This is a genomic window from Streptomyces sp. MS191 (assembly GCF_008042125.1).
Lineage (GTDB): Bacteria > Actinomycetota > Actinomycetes > Streptomycetales > Streptomycetaceae > Streptomyces.
The window spans coordinates 1-3,472 of the sequence record NZ_RDBI01000240.1 but is presented as its reverse complement, the minus strand read 5'-3'; the positions used below and the strand labels follow the sequence as shown (position 1 = coordinate 3,472).

4 protein-coding genes and 1 pseudogene are annotated in these 3,472 nt (G+C 71.9%); 3 read left to right on the top strand and 2 right to left on the bottom strand.

Annotated features, from left to right (window positions below):
* Positions 1 to 942, top strand: a 942-nt coding sequence (locus EAO71_RS37065) for a PP2C family protein-serine/threonine phosphatase (RefSeq protein WP_147982174.1), incomplete at its 5' end; no start/stop codon positions are given.
* Between the two features lie 104 nt (positions 943 to 1,046).
* On the opposite strand, the gene EAO71_RS37060 is transcribed toward EAO71_RS37065, so the two are convergent.
* Entirely contained in the window at positions 1,047 to 1,547 is a 501-nt protein-coding gene (locus EAO71_RS37060) for a MarR family winged helix-turn-helix transcriptional regulator (RefSeq protein WP_147982173.1), read from the bottom strand.
* A 408-nt stretch (positions 1,548 to 1,955) separates the two neighbouring features.
* Between EAO71_RS37060 and EAO71_RS37055 the strand changes: the two genes are divergently transcribed.
* Both EAO71_RS37055 and EAO71_RS37050 read left to right on the top strand, forming a co-directional pair.
* Positions 1,956 to 2,297, top strand: coding sequence for an STAS domain-containing protein (locus EAO71_RS37055; protein WP_147982172.1), 342 nt, complete (start codon positions 1,956 to 1,958; stop codon positions 2,295 to 2,297).
* Positions 2,298 to 2,503: 206 nt separating this feature from the next.
* Positions 2,504 to 3,349 (top strand): annotated as a pseudogene (locus EAO71_RS37050) (PP2C family protein-serine/threonine phosphatase); the annotation flags it as partial.
* On the opposite strand, the gene EAO71_RS40245 reads toward EAO71_RS37050, so the two are convergent.
* The gene (locus EAO71_RS40245) at positions 3,337 to 3,423 is read right to left on the bottom strand and encodes a hypothetical protein (RefSeq protein WP_410094369.1); all 87 of its coding nucleotides are present in this window, start codon (positions 3,421 to 3,423) and stop codon (positions 3,337 to 3,339) included. The pseudogene EAO71_RS37050 and the gene EAO71_RS40245 overlap by 13 nt on opposite strands.
* Positions 3,424 to 3,472: the final 49 nt, after the last annotated feature.

The following is a 3,472-nucleotide window of genomic DNA, read 5'->3' as shown; positions in this document are numbered from 1 at the left end:
CTCCCGGGCATCGACGACCTCCCGCCCTCCGCGCTGTCCCCGGACCGGCCCCTGCTCGCGGTCCCCCTGACCGCACACCGCACCTCGGGCGTGCTCACCCTGACCGCACCGGGCGACCGCTTCGACGAGGACACCGGCGTGATGCTGGTCGAACTCGCCCGCAGGACCGCCATCGCCCTGGACAACGCCCGTCGGTACGAACAGCACCGGGACACCGCCGAGACCCTGCAGCGTGCCCAGCTCACCGATCTGCCCCGCGTCGAGGACCTGAGCCTGGCCGCCCGCTACCTGCCCGCCACACGAGGACTCAACATCGGGGGAGACTGGTACGACGCCTTTCCCCAACCCGACGGCAGCCTGCTGACCGTGGTCGGGGACGTCACCGGACACGGACTGCGCGCCGCCGTCATCATGGGCCAGCTGCGCACCGCTCTTCGCGCCTACGCGATCGAGGACGACAGCCCCGCCCGCATCCTCACCCGACTGCACCGCATGCTCCGCCACCAGCAGCCGAACCTGTACGCGACCGCCGTGATCGCCCGCTTCCGGCCCGGCGACCCGCACGTCGTGTGGGCCGCCGCCGGGCACCCGCCGGCCATGGTCCGCGCACCCGACGGCACCGTGCGCGTTCTCGACGCCAGACCCGGCCTGATGCTCGGCGTGCCGTTTCCCTTCGAGTACGAGGACCACACCGCCGAACTCCCTCCCGGTTCGACGCTCGTCCTCTACACCGACGGCCTGGTGGAACGGCGAGCCGACGGCATCGACCCGGGCATCGAGCTGCTCGGCCGGACCCTGGCCGACCTGGGCCGATCCGAGGTCGAGGACCTGGAGACCTGCGCCGAGTCGCTGCTCAAGCCCCTGCTGCACGACATCGAACGCGACGACGACGTGTGCCTGCTCCTCTGCCGCACTCTGCCGCCCCGAAGCAACGAACCGTAGGTTCTCCCGCGCGCTGCCGGCACGACCGACACCGCGCTCTGCCCAGGCCGTGCCGGCAGTCCCGACCGGCTCCCGACCGCGACGGCGGGCGGACGGGACAGCGCTCAGCGTTCCCGCGGCGGCTGGGGCGACGCATCCACCTGGGCGGAGGCGAAGGCCTTCATCCCCCGGATCAGCGCCGATCGCTCCGTGGGTTCCATGGCGGCCAGGACCCCGGCCAGCGCCCGGTTGCGCCGACAGGCCACATCCTCCAGGACGCGACGCCCCTGACCGGTGAGCCTCAGCTGCACCTCGCGCCGGTTGCGAGGGTGCAGCGTGCGCTCCAGCATGCCCGCAGCCTCCAGCCGGTCGCACAGCCGGCTGGCCGTGGGGAGCCCTATGTCCATGCGCTCGGCCAAGCCCGTGACATTGACTTCCGGCGTTCTCTCCAGGGCCCGGAGCGCCCTCAACTGGTGGAGGGAGAACCGCACCGACGCCTGCTGGGCAGCCACGGACCACAGGTCCGAAAGACGCTCCACGGCATCGGCGATCTCCTGCGCGCAGCCACTCGGATCGTCACCCGAGCCCTCGGCGCGGCCGTCGCCGCCGGGAAGTGTCACGAACACATCACTTTCAGTGGGGCCGGGTGTCCAGGGGACACCCCATGTTCCATCGCTGTACCCGGAGAGTCGCAGCGCAACCAGGATCGTTCCTCAGGGCTGTCCCGTACGACGGTATCCCGCTTCGTCACGCACCTCCTGCAGGGCGGCCCGTCCAGCGGGCGAAGAGCGGCGCGCCGGACGCCCCACGTGCGGCGGCCCGGCGTGCTGGCGGCCACCCCTCGCTCTGTGGGACGCTCGACGGACGACCAGCCTGGTCTGGTGGGAGACCCCGAGCCGTCCTTGCAGGTCCCTCGAGCGGGCCGGGGCGCGGCGCGGGTGGTCTTGCTCGGCTGTGCGTGACCCCACGTCACGCGCTTGACGCCCCCGGTCCGGGGGTGTGATGGGCTCGACCCCGGAGCCGGGGGACGAACCATGCCCAACCTCGAAGTCTTTACGCACCACCGACCCGACATCACACTGATGGCGTTGAGCGGGGAGATGGACCTCGCCTCGTGTCCCGCGCTCGAGCAAGCGACTCTCGTCACCCCTGCCCGACGCGGGACACTCCACATGGACCTGTCGGGGGTGACCTTCATGGACTCCTCCGGCGTGAACCTCCTGCTCCGCCTACGCCGTCGCCTGCTGGCCGACGGCGGCCGGCTTCTCGTCACCGGACTTCGCGAGCAGCCTTCCGACGTGCTGCACGTGACGGGTGTCGACACGCTGCTGGACACCGACCGCACCGCTCGGCTGCCCGCCCCCAGGCAGCCCTGAGGGTTCGGCGCACGGCCGAGCCGTCGCGACGACCTCCGAGCCGCCGTACGGCGGCATTCCCCTCCGACCGCGCGCCTCGCCGGGCGATCACGGCCGAGACCACCCCCGCCCTATGATGGAATCGGCCCAAAGTACCGACAACCGGGCAGGGAGTCACGGTGGAGGCGGGAATCGACTACGCGGCGGTGTTCCGGGCGCTTCCCGGGATGGTGGCGCTGCTGACACCCGGTCTTCGCTACGCGGACGCGAACGAGGACTTCCAGCGCCTGTCCGGCCGCACCCGGGACCAGCTGGTGGGCAGGCATCTGTTCGACGTCTTCCCGGACAACCCCAACGACCCCGCCGCGACCGGTGTCCGGAACCTGGAGGCCTCCCTCAAACGGGTCCTCGAGACAGGCGAGCGGGACTCCATGGCCCTTCAGCGCTACGACGTGGAATCCCTGGAACGGCCCGGCGAGTGGGAGGAACGGTACTGGAGCCCGGTCAACGCCCCCATCCTCGGCCCGGACGGACACGTGGCCCTTCTGGTCCACCGCGTCGAGGAGGTCACCGCGCTGATCAAAGCCCGTGGCGTCCCCGAAGAAGGCCGCGCCCGCGTCCTGGAAGCGGAGCTCTACACCCGTGCCCGGGAACTGCAGGAGGTCAACGAACGCCTGCGTGAGGCCCATGCCCGCGAACGCGAAGTCGCGCTCGCCCTCCAGGATGCGATGCTCCCCGCCCCCCGGCCGGTGGGGCACCACCTCGCCGCCGTCCGCTACCGGCCCGCGGTCGGCTCCCTCAACGTCTGCGGCGACTGGTACGACCTCGTCGACCTGCCCGGCGATCGCATCGCCGTCGCCGTCGGTGACGTCGTCGGCCACGGCCTGCACGCCGCCTGCGTCATGGGGCTGCTCCGCAGCGCCCTGGCCGCCGCCTCCCTCGTCGCCGACGGACCGGCCCGGGCCCTCGACGTCCTCGGCCTGTACGCCCGCTCCGTCGACGGCGCCGAGAACACCACCGCCGTCACGACCTGCGTCGACTGGGAAACCCACACCCTCCTCTACAGCAGCGCGTCGGCGAGGGACTCGGGTTCGGCGGCGCGGTGGCGGGTGAGGGCGTCCGCGAGACGGGCGAGGCCGGTGTCGATGTCTTCCCGGCGGCGCTCGATGAGGCCGTCGGTGTAGAGGACGAGGGTG

Bases quoted from the DNA above. Each gene is read 5' to 3' on its own strand.
- EAO71_RS37055 (WP_147982172.1), top strand. From the start codon at position 1,956: ATGCCCAACCTCGAAGTCTTTACGCACCACCGACCCGACATCACACTG.